Annotated in this window: 15 protein-coding genes; 10 read left to right on the forward strand and 5 right to left on the reverse strand. The window is 49.2% G+C overall.

The genetic code is table 11. The annotated features are described in order from the left end of the window. The first annotated feature begins 168 nt into the window (after positions 1-168). A complete protein-coding gene (locus HWI92_RS12570) occupies positions 169-1,293 on the forward strand; it encodes a lipase family protein (RefSeq protein WP_204655517.1) in 1,125 nt (374 codons plus the stop codon). Between the two features lie 7 nt (positions 1,294-1,300). Further along, the gene (locus HWI92_RS12575; protein ID WP_204655519.1) at positions 1,301-3,055 is read left to right on the forward strand and encodes a M14 family metallopeptidase; all 1,755 of its coding nucleotides are present in this window, start codon (positions 1,301-1,303) and stop codon (positions 3,053-3,055) included. On the opposite strand, the gene HWI92_RS12580 is transcribed toward HWI92_RS12575, so the two are convergent. Beyond that, the gene (locus HWI92_RS12580; RefSeq protein WP_204655521.1) at positions 3,033-3,854 is read right to left on the reverse strand and encodes a hypothetical protein; all 822 of its coding nucleotides are present in this window, start codon (positions 3,852-3,854) and stop codon (positions 3,033-3,035) included. The genes HWI92_RS12575 and HWI92_RS12580 overlap by 23 nt on opposite strands. Before the next feature lie 174 nt (positions 3,855-4,028). Here HWI92_RS12580 and HWI92_RS12585 point away from each other — a divergent pair, with 174 nt between their 5' ends. Beyond that, a complete protein-coding gene (locus HWI92_RS12585; RefSeq protein WP_204655529.1) occupies positions 4,029-5,171 on the forward strand; it encodes a DEAD/DEAH box helicase in 1,143 nt (380 codons plus the stop codon). An 8-nt stretch (positions 5,172-5,179) separates the two neighbouring features. Next, a complete protein-coding gene (locus HWI92_RS12590) occupies positions 5,180-5,488 on the forward strand; it encodes a rhodanese-like domain-containing protein (protein ID WP_204655531.1) in 309 nt (102 codons plus the stop codon). Between the two features lie 51 nt (positions 5,489-5,539). Here the strand turns inward: HWI92_RS12590 and dapF are convergent, their stop codons facing one another. Next, positions 5,540-6,316 (reverse strand): diaminopimelate epimerase, encoded by a 777-nt coding sequence (gene dapF, locus HWI92_RS12595; protein ID WP_204655533.1) that lies wholly within the window; start codon positions 6,314-6,316, stop codon positions 5,540-5,542. Positions 6,317-6,412: 96 nt separating this feature from the next. After that, entirely contained in the window at positions 6,413-6,772 is a 360-nt protein-coding gene (rplS, locus tag HWI92_RS12600) for a 50S ribosomal protein L19 (RefSeq protein ID WP_204655535.1), read from the reverse strand. Positions 6,773-6,989: 217 nt separating this feature from the next. Between rplS and HWI92_RS12605 the strand changes: the two genes are divergently transcribed. Then, positions 6,990-8,471: an NAD(P)H-hydrate dehydratase gene (locus HWI92_RS12605; protein WP_204655537.1), complete on the forward strand. Its 1,482-nt coding sequence runs from the start codon at positions 6,990-6,992 to the stop codon at positions 8,469-8,471. Between the two features lie 20 nt (positions 8,472-8,491). Here the strand turns inward: HWI92_RS12605 and feoB are convergent, their stop codons facing one another. Next, positions 8,492-10,627 carry a ferrous iron transport protein B gene (gene feoB, locus HWI92_RS12610; protein WP_204655539.1) on the reverse strand — a complete coding sequence of 712 codons (2,136 nt, stop codon included), beginning with the start codon at positions 10,625-10,627 and terminating at the stop codon, positions 8,492-8,494. A gap of 28 nt (positions 10,628-10,655) precedes the next feature. After that, positions 10,656-10,883, reverse strand: a complete 228-nt coding sequence (locus HWI92_RS12615) for a FeoA family protein (RefSeq protein ID WP_204655541.1) — start codon at positions 10,881-10,883, stop codon at positions 10,656-10,658. A 182-nt stretch (positions 10,884-11,065) separates the two neighbouring features. On the opposite strand from HWI92_RS12615, the gene HWI92_RS12620 reads away from it, so the two are divergent. The 5 genes from HWI92_RS12620 (at position 11,066) to ccsA (HWI92_RS12640) (ending at position 15,835) form a co-directional block, all read left to right on the forward strand. Further along, entirely contained in the window at positions 11,066-11,728 is a 663-nt protein-coding gene (locus HWI92_RS12620; protein WP_204655543.1) for a heme exporter protein CcmB, read from the forward strand. A 76-nt stretch (positions 11,729-11,804) separates the two neighbouring features. After that, the gene (gene ccsA, locus HWI92_RS12625; protein WP_204655552.1) at positions 11,805-12,491 is read left to right on the forward strand and encodes a cytochrome c biogenesis protein CcsA; all 687 of its coding nucleotides are present in this window, start codon (positions 11,805-11,807) and stop codon (positions 12,489-12,491) included. A gap of 72 nt (positions 12,492-12,563) precedes the next feature. Continuing rightward, positions 12,564-12,788 carry a CcmD family protein gene (locus tag HWI92_RS12630; RefSeq protein WP_204655554.1) on the forward strand — a complete coding sequence of 75 codons (225 nt, stop codon included), beginning with the start codon at positions 12,564-12,566 and terminating at the stop codon, positions 12,786-12,788. A 9-nt stretch (positions 12,789-12,797) separates the two neighbouring features. Then, positions 12,798-13,232 (forward strand): cytochrome c maturation protein CcmE domain-containing protein, encoded by a 435-nt coding sequence (locus HWI92_RS12635; RefSeq protein ID WP_204655563.1) that lies wholly within the window; start codon positions 12,798-12,800, stop codon positions 13,230-13,232. Continuing rightward, positions 13,229-15,835, forward strand: a complete 2,607-nt coding sequence (gene ccsA, locus HWI92_RS12640) for a cytochrome c biogenesis protein CcsA (protein WP_204655571.1) — start codon at positions 13,229-13,231, stop codon at positions 15,833-15,835. The genes HWI92_RS12635 and ccsA (HWI92_RS12640) overlap by 4 nt, the downstream gene beginning before the upstream one ends. Positions 15,836-15,871: the final 36 nt, after the last annotated feature.

Below are 15,871 nucleotides of genomic sequence, written 5' to 3' on the forward strand. Positions count from 1 at the left end.
AATTCTGTGCCGGCATCCGAGGCAACCGGCCTTTTACATGCAAGTCTAATGGTATTCTAATATTAAGCCAGCAGCATTGCCAATGGAAGACAAACACCTTTATGTACCCGAAAAATGGGATGGATTTCCTACTTTTAACACAGCTCCTTTTTGTAAAAACAACACTTCATGGATATTACTTCTACTGCCGGCCGGAAAGCCGCAGCCGCATTTGTCACCCTGCTATGTATCTGCTGTCTGCAGCCCCTGCAAGCCCAGACCGGGTTGAAGCCAGGGTTTGACCGGGCAGAGTACGTGGAACTATCGCGGATACACGTATTGCTCTACGACACGCTGACCTTTCCGGGTAAAAAGAAGTTGCCGCTACCGGCTCATTTTCAGCGGGTATACCGCTCGGAGGTAATTGGTCTGGATAACCGGTGGGAACTGTGGAAGTATGGGAATGTGGCCGCCATTAATTTGCGCGGTACCACAAAAAGCCCTGTGGGCTGGCTGGAAAACTTTTATGCGGCAATGGTCCCTGCCAAAGGAGAACTTAAACTGGCCGACAACTTTACATTCAAATACCAGCTGGCCTCCCACCCGCGCGCAGCCGTGCATGTGGGCTGGCTGATCGGCACGGCATTTCTTGCCAATGAAATCGTGCCCAAAATAGACAGCTGCTACAAGGCCGGAATTAAGGAATACCTGATCATGGGACATAGCCAGGGCGGGGCGATCTCTTACCTGCTGACCGCCCATTTGTACCAGCTGCAAAAAGACGGGAGATTGCCTGCCGACATGCGTTTCAAAACGTACAGCAGTGCCAGCCCCAAGGCAGGTAATGCATTTTTTGCCTATGAATATGAAGCGAAAGTGGCGGGAGGCTGGGGCTTTAACGTCATCAATTCGGCCGACTGGGTACCCGAACTTCCTTTCTCAGTACAGACGCTGAGCGACTTCAACAATACGAATCCGTTTAAAAACATTGAAGGCATTATCAGGGAGCAAAAACTGCTGAAACGCATTGCATTAAAGCATGCCTACAAGCAAATGAAAAACCCGAGTGAAAAAGCGCAGCGGAACTACCAGAAATACCTGGGCAATTTTGCTTCCAAATCGGTCGTGAAAAACCTGCCCGGGTACCAGCCGCCGGCTTACTTCCCGAGTAACAATTATGTACGCATCGGGCCGACGATTATGCTGCTGGCCGACGACGCCTACTATGCCGAGTATCCCGACTCGGATAAGGAGATTTTTATTCACCATCACCCCCAGGCGTACCTTTACCTGCTGGAACGCTCTAAATACTGATTGAACCATGCGCTTGCTGATTACCCTGTGCCTGCTGCTCGGGTCTGTTCCTGCTTTTACCCAGTACCTGACCCGGTTTGAACAAAGCAGCGGCAGGCAAACCGCCACCTATGAGGAGGGCATTGCATTTTATAAAACACTGGCGAAGCATTTTCCTCAGGTACGCATGACGGAAAAGGGCCTTACCGACTCAGGCAAGCCGCTGCACCTGGTGCTGTATTCCAGCAGTAAAGTGTTCGACCTCAAAAAACTCAGAGCGGAAGGCAAAACCATCCTGCTCATCAACAATGCGATCCATCCGGGAGAACCTGACGGCGTAGATGCGTCCATGATGCTCCTGCGCGACCTGCTGATCCATCCTGCCAGGTACCCCGAAGCAAAAAATGTCGTCATCGCGATCATTCCTTTTTACAACATCGGCGGTGCATTGAACCGTAACTCAACCACCCGTACCAACCAGAACGGCCCCGAAACATATGGCTTTCGCGGCAATGCGAGGAATTATGACCTGAACCGGGATTTTATCAAAAGTGATACGCGCAATGCCCGGTGTTTTGCCTCTGTTTTCCATGAGCTTGATCCCGACCTGCTGGCCGATACGCACGTCAGCAACGGGGCCGACTACCAGTATGTGATGACCCTGGATTATACGCAAAAAGACAAGCTGGGCGGCAAGCTGGGTGATTTCAATAACCAGGTTTTTTTACCTTTTATGTACAAACACCTGAAAACAGCGGGCTATGAGGCGACACCTTATGTAAATGCGTGGGGGCAAACGCCGGACAAGGGCTTTGTACAATTCCCTGACTGGCCGCGCTACTCCACGGGCTACGCGGCGCTCTTTCATACCATTGGGGTGATGACCGAGACGCATATGCTGAAACCCTATGAACAGCGTGTAAAGTCTACCTATGCCTACCTGCTGGGCAATATCCGCTTTTTGGCTGAACATGGCCGGTCGCTGGCGAAGCTGCGAACAGAGGCGAAAGAGGCTGTGAAAACGCAGGAGAAATTTGCCGTCACCTGGCAGGTTGATAAAAGTATAAATACACAGATCGATTTTAAGGGATACGAGGCCGAATACCTTCCGAGCAAGGTCAGCGGTACAGAAAGGCTTTATTACAACAGGCAAAAACCTTTTACAAAAACAATCCCTTTTTACGACACCTACAAACCCCTGGATGAAGTTACCAGGCCTGCTGCCTACATTGTTCCGCAAGGCTGGCACCACGTGATTGCCTTGCTTCAACTCAATGGCGTGATGATGAAACAGCTTGAAAAAGATGCGGAACTGGAAGTAGAAACATACCACATTACGCACACAGAAACTGCGAAAGTGCCCTTTGAAGGTCACTACTGGCATACGGATGTCGCACTCCGGACCGAGACCGGCAAGGTTGGCTTCCGGAAGGGAGACTGGTACATACCGGTAAATCAATGGACAAACCGCTACATCATCGAAACACTGGAACCCAAAGGGGTGGACTCGTTTTTCAAGTGGAATTTCTTCGATACCATTTTACAGGCTAAAGAGCATTTTTCCAGTTACGTGTTTGAAGACCTGGCAGCAGAGCTGCTTGACAAAAGACCTGCATTGAAGCAGGAACTGGAAGCAAAACGCCAGTCGGACACCACCTTTGCAAAGGATGGTAATGCCCAACTGGCGTACATTTACGAGCATTCCGAGTATAGCGAAAAGGAGTACATGCGTTATCCCGTTTTTCGTCTGATGAAGGAGATCAGAACCGGAAACCCAGATTGAAATTAAACTCACCTGTGATCTGGATGCCGCGCAGCCTCTGCTTAACGCCTCGGAAAGTCTCGTCTTCAATGTACCGGGAGCCCAGTCCGCCGTTCAAACCAAGCTGAAAGTGCTGGGTAATCTGAAAGTTGACGTAATTATTAACGATCAGGCCAAAACGAAACGTTTTTGCCCGGCCGTAATCAGACGTATATACGCCGGTAACAGGATCATAATTATTGATATACTTATCGCGCTCACCAAAACCGGTAAAGAGGCTGGGCCCTACGGCATAGGTAACCTTGCGCTGTCCAAAGGGGTAAATTTTCAGTCCGGGCTCTACGTAGAACATGTGGGCCCCCGATGTATTATCCTCGAAAGGATACAGGCCGCTTTCGGGAAATGTAAAGGTCAGCGGAAGCACAATCCCGAAAAGGCCGCGTTTATCAACCACTGCCTCATAGCTGAGTCCGAAGCCGGGCCCGCTGTCGAGCGCCTTAAAGGGTGAAAAGTTGATCAGACTCCGCCCGAAAGCCTCATCCGTATTCATATTTGTAGATTTGCGTGCTTTGATCTGATCACGCTCATCGAGCACAACAATTTCACCGTTCGCAAATTCAATGCGGCTGAGCACATTTTTTCTGATCACAAAAACGGCACTATTCGGATCATCGCTAAACCGGTAAAAAACCCGGTCAACACCTACTTCGGTAACTTTGCCTTTGAGCGTAGTCCCGTTTTTCTTGACCAGCACGTCCTGGGCTGCTGCGAGCAGGGACATGAACATGAAGAGCATGGCTAATGTAAAAGCTTTGTTCATAAAACGTTGAAAGAGTTAAGTGATAAGGTAATGCGGCAAAGTACTTGGGCAGTTACTATTTCATGCTGAACGTTTAAAAAGTTACTTCTGTTATATGTGCAGCCCTTTGCGGGTAATAAAATTTACTTTCGGGAAACAATGCCGCTCAGGCATATTACCCACGATCAATATCCAATGACATTTCAAGATTTAAAGCTCATTGAGCCCGTTCTCAGGGCTCTGCAAGAAGAAGGATACACCACTCCCACCCCCATTCAGGCCAAGGCGATCCCTATTGTTCTTCAAAGAAAAGATTTGCTCGGCTGTGCACAGACCGGTACCGGCAAAACAGCCGCTTTTGCGATCCCGATTATTCAGCTGATCCAGGAAAATCCTGTTGAAAAATTTGAACGGAGCCGCATACGTGCATTAATACTCACCCCGACCCGCGAGCTCGCGATCCAGATCGGGGAAAGCTTCAGTGCTTACGGCCGTCATACGGATGTGAGGCATACCGTTATTTTCGGCGGAGTAGGCCAGAAACCGCAGACGGATGCATTGCAGAGAGGTGTAGATGTGCTTATCGCTACGCCCGGCCGCTTGCTCGACCTCATTAACCAAGGGTTTGTCAAGTTAAACCAGCTCGAATTTTTCATTCTTGACGAAGCCGACCGCATGCTGGATATGGGCTTTGTGCATGATGTGAAAAAAATACTGAAGCTTTTGCCCGCCAAACGGCAGTCGCTTTTCTTTTCGGCTACCATGCCGCCATCCATTATTACGCTGGCAGGTACCATATTAAGAAATCCGGTAAAAGTGGAGGTTACCCCCATTTCTTCTACCGCAGATACGATCCGGCAGTCTGTTTTTTATGTAAATAAATCAGACAAAAACATGCTGCTCCTACACATACTGAGTGATAAAACCATTGCAACTGCGCTCGTATTTACCCGCACCAAACATGGCGCAGACAAAGTGGTGAAAGCATTGCGCAAGGCAGGTGTGACCTCGGAGGCCATTCACGGCAACAAGTCGCAGAATGCACGACAAACTGCATTGAAAAACTTCAAAAGCCAGGAAACGCGCGTGCTGGTAGCGACCGACATTGCCGCCCGCGGCATTGACGTGGATGATCTGACGCACGTGATCAACTATGAAATTCCGAATATTCCCGAAACATACGTTCACCGCATTGGCCGGACGGGTCGTGCCGGTGCCAAAGGAGTGGCATTTTCATTCTGTGACGTGGAAGAACGCCCGTACCTGAAAGACATTCACAAGCTGATTGCCAAAAACATTCCCGTCGTGAATGATCATCCCTACGCTACGAGCAGGTAATGGTTGCAATGAGCGAAAGACAGACTTTCTCTGACATTGATCTGGCCACTGCCAGGAAGCTTGCCGCAAATCCCGGCGCGATGCTGGTGGATGTGCGTGAAAACTGGGAGTTTGAGGAATTTAATGAAGGTGGCATCAATATTCCGCTGGCCGAAATCAGGAACAGGCGCGACCTGGTCCGGGACTGTGACACCATCATCGTGATCTGTACCAATGGAGTTAGAAGCAGAGTGGCTGCAATGGATTACTGCCGTGTTCCCGAGTGGGCGGAAAAAAAGATTTTCCACGTAAAAGGAGGCATTCTGGAAGCAGAATAAAAAAGGCCGGCTTGTATAAAGCCGGCCTTCATTTTATCAATACGGTATTGCTCAGATCGCAAGCTCGCCCTCGAAAACCCTGACTGCCGGACCGGTCAGAAATACTTGATCAAACCCGGTGGGCGTTTCGCTGTATGCTACTGATAGCGTTCCGCCAATGGTTTCTACCGTGACAGGACTGCCCCAGCCGTAACGAAGGTGGGCTGATAATGCGCAGGCGGTTACGCCGGTACCGCAGGAGAAAGTTTCATCTTCCACGCCGCGCTCGTAGGTCCTGACACTCAGGTGCTCAGTTCCGATCACTTCCACAAAGTTTACATTGGTACCACCCTGAGGGCCGTACACCGAACCATAGCGGATCTCGCTGCCCTGCCCGGTTACATCAGCTTCGTCAACATGATCAACGTAAGTAACATAGTGCGGCGATCCTGTATTCAGAAAATCATGATCCTCAAAGCGCTGAATAGCAGAAACAGGCGACATTTTAAGCCGGATGGTATCGCCGGAAACGGTGGCTTCATGTTCACCGTCGACAGCTATAAAGCGGGTATCGCCTGTAAAAATCCCGAGATCATGCGCAAAACGTACCACGCAGCGGCCGCCGTTTCCACACATGCTCCCTTCACCCCCGTCAGCATTGAAGTACACCATGCGGAAATCATAGCCCGGCTCATTTTGCAAAAGGATCAATCCATCGGAGCCTATACCGAAGCGGCGGTGGCAAATAGAAGCAACCAGCTGCTGTGAAACCGGGAAAGTCTTGTCGCGATCGTCAATCATGACAAAATCATTACCCGTACCCTGGTATTTGTAAAATCGGATCTTCATATTGTATTGGTAGGAAACTGCCGAAATAACAAAACCCTGCAAGAAAAGATCACTTGCAGGGTTTTAAAAATTTGTCTCAAAAACAAACTCCTGGTATTAAGCCTTTTTAAGCTCCTTGATACGAGCAGCTTTGCCTTGACGGCCACGCAGGAAGAACAGACGCGCACGACGTACTTTACCACGGCGGATAAGTTCAATTTTGGCAATACTTGGTGAAAGGATCGGGAACACACGCTCCACACCTACACCATTGGAGATCTTGCGGACTGTGAAAGTCTCACCGCTGGATTTAACATTCCGGCGCTGGATGACAGTACCCTGGAATTGCTGAACACGCTCTTTGTTACCCTCGCGGATTTTCACGTGAACGTTAATGGTGTCGCCTGAACCAAATTCAGGAAACTCGGCAGTACGATTTTCAATCGTTGCTTCTACGAGTTTGATAAGGTCGCTCATAAAGAGTGCTTTTATAATTTAAAATGATAGCTTGCTCCCAGCGGACGGGGTGACGCCCCTTCATTCAAAACAGCTTTTGTAAAAACGAGTGCAAAGCTAGTGCTTTTCGGCTGGAAGTAAAAGCATTGGAATACAATAGATTTATCATTCCTGAAAAAGAACCCATGAGCCGGCATGAAGATTTGTACTGGTCGGGTATAAACAATACCAAGCATTTATGAAGATATTCAATGCACAGCAGATCCGCGATTGGGATGCCTACACGATTGCGCACGAACCTGTTTCCTCACTGGACCTGATGGAACGCGCTTCTCAGGCGTTTGTAAAATGGTTTTGCAACCAGTTTGTCCAGACCAGGCCCGTATGGGTTTTCTGTGGAAAGGGCAACAACGGAGGCGACGGGCTGGCCATCGCGAGGATCCTCAGCACCGGCGGGTATGATGTGCAGGTTTATACGATTGATTATCCCGGCAAAGCCTCCGCTGACTATTCAGCAAACCTGGAAAGGCTGAAATCACATATAACTCCCACGCAGATAGCAGCAATTACCGACTTTCCGGAAGTTCCTGAGCAGGTTGTTTGCATTGATGCCTTGCTGGGAACAGGCTTGTCGCGCCCGGTGGAAGGTTTGCTTTCGGAAATTATTGTCAAACTCAATTCTCTAACCAACAAGATTGTATCCGTAGACATAGCCAGCGGGCTCTACACCGACCAGAGTAATGCCCAGGATGATGTAATTGTCAAGCCTCATTTTACGGTCACGTTCCAGTGTCCCAAGTTGTCTTTCATGATGCCGCAGAATGCGCATTTTACGGGTTCCTGGCACGTTGTACCCATCGGGTTATCGGAAGAATATGCGCAGCAGACTCCTGCATCCTACTATTTCACAGAAAAAAAAGCAGCAGAAACGCGTATACAGCCAAGACAGAAATTTTCGCACAAAGGCACTTTCGGGCATGCCTTGCTGGTAGCGGGAAGTTTCGGAAAAATGGGAGCGGCAGTACTTTCGGGCAAAGCCTGCCTGCGGTCGGGCGCGGGCCTGCTGACCATGCATGTACCAGCCTGCGGATACGAGATCATGCAGATTTCCCTGCCGGAAGCGATGACTACCGTGGACAAGCATGAGAAGATCAACACGCAACTTCCTGAACTTGATGCTTACTCGGCAGTAGGAATCGGGCCTGGCATTGGAAAGGAGCAACCTACTGTTGAATTGGTGGAAAAGTTGCTTGATACGATCGGAGTGCCTCTCCTTATTGACGCGGATGCATTGAATATTCTTTCAGAAAACCGGCAGTTGCTCGATAAGCTGCCTGCAAAAACCATCCTGACACCCCATCCAAAGGAATTTCAGCGGCTTGCGGGGGATAGCAGCAATGAATTTGAGCGCCTGGAAGCGGGCCGGCAGTTTGCGATCAGACATCAGGTGATCATCTGCCTTAAAGGCGCCAATACGGCTGTGATCCTGTCCAATGGAGATGTACATTTCAATTCAACCGGCAATGCAGGCATGGCTACCGGCGGCACGGGTGATGTGCTGAGCGGGATTATTACCAGTCTGCTCGCGCAAAAGTACCCGGCCGAGGACGCTGCCATCCTGGGGGTTTACGAGCATGGCCTGGCTGGCGACCGGGCAGCAGCCCGGCGCGGCCAAAGCGCCTTGATCGCGTCAGACGTTGTGGAGTATCTGGGATGGTAGATGCAGAAGGAACTTTAACCTCAGCTTAGTAGCTGGTAAGTTGCGAATGCGGATACGTAGGCCAGTACCATCAGGTATACCAGCTGGATCAAAGGCCATTTCCAGCCGTGAGTCTCGCGGTAAACAACAGCAATGGTACTCATACACATCATGGCAAAAACATAAAATATCAGCAGGGAATAGCACACTGCCGGTGTGAACATCGGTCCGCCGGTCACATCGTTTTTCTCCTGAACCAATCGTTCTTTGATAGTAGGGACATCCTCCGTGTCGCCGCTGATACTGTAAATAGTGGCCATGGTTCCTACAAATACTTCCCGGGCTGCGAATGAAGCAAGCAGCGCAATACCTATTTTCCAGTCATAACCCAGTGGTTTGATCACAGGCTCAATAAACCGGCCGAACTGACCCGCATATGAACTTTCCAGCCGCGCTGATGCTACCGCCGCATCCCGCTGCTCCTGCGTTCCTGATTTCACCTGCACGATGGTAGCCTGCTCAGCGCGGTCCATGCTGTCGCCCGGACCATAGGATGCCAGTACCCACAGGATAATGGATATGGCCATAATTACCTTTCCCGCTTCCAGCACAAACGATTTGACACTTTCGTAGCTCGAAAAAGCTACATGCCCCCAGCGCGGCACCTTGTAGGAAGGCATTTCAAGCATAAAATAACTTGGCTCTTTCCTGGGGATAAACAGTGACAGCAGCCAGGCCGAACCCAGCGCCCCTACCAGCCCGAGGGTATACAGTCCTAGCAAAGCCAATCCCTGTACATTCAGGATACCCAGCACTTTGTATTCAGGTACGACAAGGGCAATTAGGATTGCATAAATAGGTAAGCGGGCCGAACAGCTCATCAATGGTGTTACCAGAATTGTCAGCAGACGCTCGTATCGGCTGCTGATACTGCGTGTGGTCATAATTGCAGGGACCGCACAGGCAACACCCGAGATCAGAGGTACTACGCTCCGGCCATTCAGTCCGAAGCGCCGCATCAACTTATCCATGATAACCATCACCCGCGCCATGTAGCCCGACTCTTCCAGTACTGCTACCAAAGCAAACAAAATCGCAATCTGTGGAATGAAGATGATGATTCCCCCGATACCCGCCATGATGCCGTCCGTGATCAGGTCGTTGAGGACACCTTCCGGCAATGCATTCTTCACCCACTCAATGCTTTTGGCTGTACCCTCGTCAATCAGGTCCATCGGGTAGGATGCCCACGCAAAAATCGCCTGAAATACAATCAGCAACACAAAAGCAAATGTGAAGTATCCCCAGAACCGGTGCAGCAAGATGCTGTCGAGCTTGCGGGTCCAGTAGGGCTGATCGGTGATGCCCTCCTTTTTGATGGACCGGGAAACAATCGGTTTCAGCTTTTCGTAGCGTGCGATGGTTTCAGAGGCAAGAAACTGGCTTTCATCAAAACCATACTTCTCGATCAATGCGTCGAGCTTGGCGCGTACAGGCTGTTCGAGGAAAGAAAAATTGTCGTGCTGGCAAACATACTGGAGCGCTACATAATCATTGTCTAGGTGATACAGCTCTTTTACCTCTTCAATCATGGCCAGGTCACTCTGAACCGGCTCATAAAAATAATGGAAAGAGGTACTGTGCTTTTTTTCAGCTGCGTGCCGTACAGCTTCTTTCAACTTGTCGATACCCTCACCGGTTCGTGCATTGATACTTGCCACGGGTACATTGAGCTGCATAGCCAGCTGAACCGCATTGACAGACATGTTCATGCTTGCTGCCACATCCAGCATATTCAGAGCGAGTACGGTAGGAATGCCCAGATCATTGATTTCGGTAAATAGCAGGAGGTTCCGCTGCAAATTAGAAGCATCTGCCACGATGATGATCAGATCGGGATGATCCGGGTGCCTGGGATTGGCAAGGATATCCATCACCACACGTTCGTCCCGTGATTTGGGATAAATGCTGTAAGTGCCGGGCAAATCAACAATGGAAGCTGTAATATCGTCTTCATCCCCGCTCCCCGCAATCTTAAAAGTGCCCGACTTCTTCTCTACGGTGACCCCCGGAAAGTTACCGGTTTTCTGGCGCAGGCCGGTTAATGCATTAAACAGCGTGGATTTTCCCGCATTGGGATTACCTATGAGTGCAACTTTTATTATTCCTAGTTTCAATGGAGGAGTCAAATGTCGAAATGTGGTTCTACTCGATTTCAATGACGGCAGCCTCGTTCAAACGCAGCGACAAGCAATACCACCCGCCGACATTGATACAAATCGGGTCTCCAAACGGGGCCACAGCGTCCAGGCGCACTTCACTCCCGGGCAGGCAGCCCATTTCAAGCAATTTAAGGGACATCGTCTTGTCAGTAATTGACTTGATAACCCCTTTTTCGCCTTTTTTCAGGTGTGAGACTGTGCGGACAGACATGTTAACCTTATTTAGATTGAGTTTATATAATATGCAAATTAAGCACTAACTGCCCGTAATTCAAACATTACTTTTATAAAACGAAATCACACTTCCGGATTGATCCAAAATCGTGATCGTTTTATTATTTCGCTCAGGCTTTATGTAGTATTTTTGCGGAGAAAGCCGATTGAACGCGAAAATTGAACGAGATCAGTACCCTTATCTGGAAGGAAGTCACCCTGGAATGGCGGCAAAAATATGCGCTCAGCGGGATGCTGCTTTATGTGGTCAGTACTGTTTTTGTTGCCTATCTGAGCTTCAACCTGCGCCGTAACCAGCTTACCCCGATTGTCTGGAACACGCTCTTCTGGATTATCCTGCTTTTTACCGCGGTAAATGCCATCGCCAAAAGTTTCTCCCAGGAGCGGCACGGACGGCTGATCTACTACTACAACCTGTGCAGCCCGCACGCGATCATTATTTCAAAGATTATTTACAATTCCATGATCATGCTCCTGCTGGCACTGATCGGATTTGTGATCTATTCATTTGTCATGGGGAATCCTGTGGGGGATATGGGATTGTTCCTGATCTGCATCGTGCTGTCGGCAGTCGGGTTTGCATCGGTGCTGACGCTCGTGGCGGGCATTGCGTCCAAGGCCGATAACAGTGCAACATTGATGGCGGTCCTCAGCTTCCCGATCATTCTGCCCATGCTGCTGATGACGATCCGCCTTGCCAAAAATGCGCTTGACGGTCTAGACTGGTCAGTCAGTACGGATGAAATTACCACACTATTATCGATTGATGCCATAGTAATTACGCTCAGCTACCTGCTTTTTCCTTATCTGTGGAAGAGCTGATGTTGAAGTATTTGCGGTATTTTTAAGTAAAAAATATTATAAAGTATCCGGGTTCACCGGTTTTGAAATAAGTACAATGAGAAAGCTTTGGTGGAAAATCCTGTGTATTGTGATCATTTTCTACGTGATCGTAATGGGACTGATGGGCCCGGTGCCGCATCTCGCCATTATCAATGAAAGTATCCGGAATACATACTTCCACGTAGCGCTGTGGCTGGCCATGACCATGCTGCTGTTTACGTCGATGGTTTTTTCGGTCAGATACCTGAACAAAGGCCGCATTGAGGATGATGATATTGCGAGCGAAATCGCCAAATCCGCTATTTTCTTCGGGATTTTGGGTTGCCTTACAGGTTCTGTGTGGGCCAATTATACCTGGGGAGATCCCTGGCCCAATGATCCGAAGCTCAACGGTGCAGCCATCGGCATTCTGATTTACCTTGCTTATCTGCTGCTGAGAAGCTCATTTGAGGATGAACAGCGCAAAGCACGCATTTCTTCGGTTTATAACATTTTCGCCTTCGCAGTTTTTATCCCGATCATTTATATCCTGCCACGGCTTACAGACTCCCTGCACCCCGGGAGCGGCGGTAACAGTACTTTCGGCTCATACGATTTTAACAATGATATCCGCAAAGTTTTTTACCCAGCTATCATCGGTTATATCCTGCTCGGATTATGGCTTGCGGAGCTGAGAATCAGGATAAAGCGGATCAGCAGAGTAAAAGAGGAAATGCCGGCAACCGCGGGAAAAGTCCTGTAAATTGCTCATTTTCCACTTTGTCCAAACATTTAAAATCAAAAATTCGTTAAGACTTTAGTACCTCTGAATAGCATGAAAACATTATCCCTGATACTTCTTTTGCTCCTGTCACTTGGGGGAACAAGCATGGCGCAGGCAGCGGAAAATGCGGTACCGATGGCGGACAAGCTCCGTGAAGATGGCAAGATTTGGGTAGTAGTAGCCGTCATTGCCATTGTTTTTGCCGGCATCGCCATTAACATGCTGCGGATTGATGCCAAGCTCCGGAAAATTGAAAAAGACCTCAACATCAAGTAACCTTCTTCTATGAAAAAGATACAGATCTTCGGTTTGATTATCATTGCAGTGGCAATCGGAATTATCGTTTCCACAGCAGGTGATGCAAGTACTTACGTAGATTTTACCAAAGCACGTGAAATGGCGCAGGACGGCGATGCCGAAAGCATTCACGTGGTAGGAAAGCTTAAAAAAGACGGCTCCGGCCAGATTATGGATATGGTATACCAGCCTGAGCTGGACCCCAACTTCTTCACATTTACATTGGTAGACAATGAGAATGTGGAGCAGAAGGTAGTTTACAAAAACACCAAACCGCAGGATTTTGACAAATCCGAACAGGTAGTGGTAGTCGGGAAAATGAAAAACGGCGCTTTCGTGGCTGATAAGATCCTGATGAAATGCCCGTCCAAGTACGACGATACGAAAATGGAAACCACTGAACATACCGCAGCAAAATCATGATCCATACGACCATTGGAAGTGCAGGGCACCTGCTTGTCATTATTGCGTTTGTAACCGCGGTGGTGGCTACTTTCGCTTACTTCAAGGCCGGCATTGCGGGTAGTACCGTGGAGGAATCACAAACGTGGAAACGTTTTGCCCGTACCTTGTTCTACCTGCACGTGGCCGCTGTGCTGGGTGTGGTTTTCTCGCTTTACTGGATTATCGGCAATCATTATTTTGAATACCATTATGCGTGGAAAAACTCTTCGCTGTCCCTGCCGACCGGTTATACCATATCCAGTTTCTGGCAGGATCAGGAAGGAAGCTTTTTGCTTTGGATCTTCTGGAACGTGGTGCTGGGCTGCATTCTTATCCTGACCAACCGGTCGTGGGAAGCGCCGGTAATGGCCGTGTTTGCACTTGTACAGGCATTTCTTACCTCCATGATCCTCGGTGTGGTTATTCCGGGCCTTGATCTGAAAATTGGCTCAACACCATTTCTCCTGCTCAAAGAAGTAATGCCCGACCTGCCGGTATATGCGATGGACCCCAACTTCATTCCCAAGGATGGTAAAGGTCTTAACCCGCTTCTGCAGAATTACTGGATGGTGATTCACCCTCCTACCCTGTTCCTGGGCTTTGCTACGACTTTAATTCCGTTCTCTTTCGCTATTGCGGGGCTTTGGACCAAAAAAATTCAGGACTGGGTTCGCCCGGCACTCCCCTGGTCGTTGCTTTCCGCCATGATTCTGGGCGTGGGGATACTGATGGGTGCTTACTGGGCCTACGAAACACTGAACTTCGGCGGTTACTGGAACTGGGACCCTGTTGAAAACTCTTCCTTTGTGCCCTGGCTGGTACTTGTAGCAGCTATTCACACCATGATTATTGCCCGCAAGAACCCGACGGCGCTGAAAACATCCTTCATTCTTGCGATTGCTACTTTTATCTTAGTCCTCTATTCTACATTCATGACAAGAAGCGGTGTGCTCGGCAGCGCATCCGTACACTCATTTACTGACCTTGGATTATCCGGTCAGCTGCTGGTTTACCTGCTTACTTTTACGCTTGCGTCCATCGGCCTGCTCGTTTATCGCTGGAAGTCTCTTCCTTCCGATGAGGAAGAAGTCTCCACCTACTCGCAGGAATTCTGGATTTTTATTGGTGCCACACTGCTTTGCCTGTCGGGTTTCCAGATTATCGCTACTACTTCCATCCCGGTTTACAACAAGATTGCGGAGGCATTTGGTACGGTGCTGAACATGGCCCTGCCTGCTGATCAGATCGGCCACTATAACAAGTTCCAGCTCTGGTTTTTCTCACTGATCACCATTGTGACAGGCGTAGGCCAGTATTTCTGGTGGAAACGTGCCGGCAAGGACAAGCTGCAGTCATTATACAATCCTTTGCTGCTTGCCCTGCTGATCGCTGCGGCAATCATTACCTACCAGGGTATCCGTGATATCCAGTACATTGTTCTGCTTACAGCGGGCGTCTTTGCAGTGGTTGCAAACGGTTCGATCCTGTTCGATATCTTCCGGGGAAATTACAAGCTCTCAGGTGGGGCGGTTACGCACATCGGGGTAGCATTGATGCTGATCGGGATCCTGTTTTCCTCGGGTTATACCAAGGTAGTATCGATCAACAACTCGGGATTAATGATCTCCCGCAGTGATGAATTTACCAAGGACGACAACAAGGAAAATAAGGAAAATATCACACTCTGGCTCAACAAGCCTGAGAAAATGGGTGACTATATGCTCACCTGGCGCGATGTACGCGTGGAGCCCCGCCATATTCCGGGGTACCTTCCCAAAAGCTGGGTGGATATAATCGAGGGCGACTATCATGCCGTGGCCTTGCGCGATATTGTAGTAGATGGTAAACAGTACAATGCAAAAGGTGATACGCTCGAAATCTTCCCTGAGAACTTTTACTATGACATTGAATACCGCGAGCCTTCGGGCCGGATCTTCAACCTTTTTCCAAGGGTGCAGATCAACCCGGCAATGGGCGGGATCGTGTCTTCACCGGACATTCAGCGGAAAGTCAACAAGGACCTTTACACTTATGTATCGATGGTCACCAATCCTACTGCTGAGCCGGTGTGGAGCCAGACTGAAAGCTTTACAGTTAATCTCAGGGATACATTTTTCGTAAATGATTATGTAGCCATCCTTGACAACGTTGTACGTACCGAGCAGGTGGAAGGTGTCACGCTCGGCGAAGGTGATGCGGCTGTAAAAGCGATCATTCGGGTGCTGGACAAAGACAAGGAATATGTGATCACACCATCGTTCGTGATTCGTAACCGCATGGTAGCACGCAAGCCCGAGGTAAGCAACGACCTGGGCATGCGGATCCAGTTCCAGGAAATTAACCCGCAAACCGGACAATTTACCTTTAATGTAAATACCACACAGCGTGACTTCATTGTCATGAAAGCCATCGAAAAGCCCCTTATCAATGTACTCTGGATGGGTACTTTTGTGCTGGTGATCGGCTTTATTATGGCTACTGTACGCAGGTTCCGCGATTTCGTAAAAATGCGCAATAAGGAAAACAAACCCGCAGGCGGAAAGAGCAAAGGAAAGATGCGGGTTGAGGTTGCAGACTTGTAGATCATACACTACGGATAGTCTCACGGCAGATCTAAT

It is taken from the genome of Dyadobacter sandarakinus (assembly GCF_016894445.1).
Taxonomy (GTDB): Bacteria; Bacteroidota; Bacteroidia; order Cytophagales; family Spirosomataceae; genus Dyadobacter; species Dyadobacter sandarakinus.

Bases quoted from the DNA above. Each gene is read 5' to 3' on its own strand.
- HWI92_RS12605 (WP_204655537.1), top strand. From the start codon at position 6,990: ATGAAGATATTCAATGCACAGCAGATCCGCGATTGGGATGCCTACACG.
- dapF (WP_204655533.1), bottom strand. From the start codon at position 6,316: ATGAAGATCCGATTTTACAAATACCAGGGTACGGGTAATGATTTTGTC.
- HWI92_RS12615 (WP_204655541.1), bottom strand. From the start codon at position 10,883: ATGTCTGTCCGCACAGTCTCACACCTGAAAAAAGGCGAAAAAGGGGTT.
- HWI92_RS12630 (WP_204655554.1), top strand. From the start codon at position 12,564: ATGAAAACATTATCCCTGATACTTCTTTTGCTCCTGTCACTTGGGGGA.
- HWI92_RS12575 (WP_204655519.1), top strand. From the start codon at position 1,301: ATGCGCTTGCTGATTACCCTGTGCCTGCTGCTCGGGTCTGTTCCTGCT.
- ccsA (WP_204655571.1), top strand. From the start codon at position 13,229: ATGATCCATACGACCATTGGAAGTGCAGGGCACCTGCTTGTCATTATT.
- HWI92_RS12580 (WP_204655521.1), bottom strand. From the start codon at position 3,854: ATGAACAAAGCTTTTACATTAGCCATGCTCTTCATGTTCATGTCCCTG.
- rplS (WP_204655535.1), bottom strand. From the start codon at position 6,772: ATGAGCGACCTTATCAAACTCGTAGAAGCAACGATTGAAAATCGTACT.
- HWI92_RS12570 (WP_204655517.1), top strand. From the start codon at position 169: ATGGATATTACTTCTACTGCCGGCCGGAAAGCCGCAGCCGCATTTGTC.
- HWI92_RS12635 (WP_204655563.1), top strand. From the start codon at position 12,798: ATGAAAAAGATACAGATCTTCGGTTTGATTATCATTGCAGTGGCAATC.
- ccsA (WP_204655552.1), top strand. From the start codon at position 11,805: ATGAGAAAGCTTTGGTGGAAAATCCTGTGTATTGTGATCATTTTCTAC.
- HWI92_RS12585 (WP_204655529.1), top strand. From the start codon at position 4,029: ATGACATTTCAAGATTTAAAGCTCATTGAGCCCGTTCTCAGGGCTCTG.
- HWI92_RS12590 (WP_204655531.1), top strand. From the start codon at position 5,180: ATGAGCGAAAGACAGACTTTCTCTGACATTGATCTGGCCACTGCCAGG.